This window comes from Fictibacillus nanhaiensis (assembly GCF_023715445.1).
Taxonomy (GTDB): domain Bacteria; phylum Bacillota; class Bacilli; order Bacillales; family Fictibacillaceae; genus Fictibacillus; species Fictibacillus nanhaiensis_D.
On sequence record NZ_JAMBOD010000048.1, the window covers coordinates 1 to 415 of the forward strand.

Annotated in this window: 1 protein-coding gene; it reads left to right on the top strand. The window is 65.1% G+C overall.

What is annotated here, in order from left to right:
• A partial coding sequence (locus M3196_RS21800) for a TerC family protein (RefSeq protein ID WP_251324380.1) occupies nt 1-415 on the top strand: 415 nt, incomplete at both ends.

Below are 415 nucleotides of genomic sequence, written 5' to 3' on the forward strand. Positions count from 1 at the left end.
GTTCACCCTCGTGGTGCTCGAGATCGTTCTCGGCATCGACAACCTCGTCTTCATCGCCATCCTGGTCAACAAGCTGCCGCCCGCGCAGCGTGACCGCGCGCGCATGATCGGCCTTGGCCTCGCGCTGGTGATGCGCATGGTGCTGCTGGCCACCATGTCGTGGCTCATCGGGCTGACCAAGCCGCTGCTCACGCTGGGGCCGGTGGAACTGTCCGGGCGGTCGATCATCCTGCTGCTCGGCGGGTTCTTCCTGCTGTTCAAGGCCACGTCGGAGCTGCACGAGCGCCTTGACGGCCAGCCGCATGACGAAAGCCACGGCACCGGCCATGGGAAGTTCTGGAACGTGATCGCGCAGGTGGTGATCCTGGATGCGGTGTTCTCCATCGACTCCGTCATCACGGCCGTGGGCATGGTC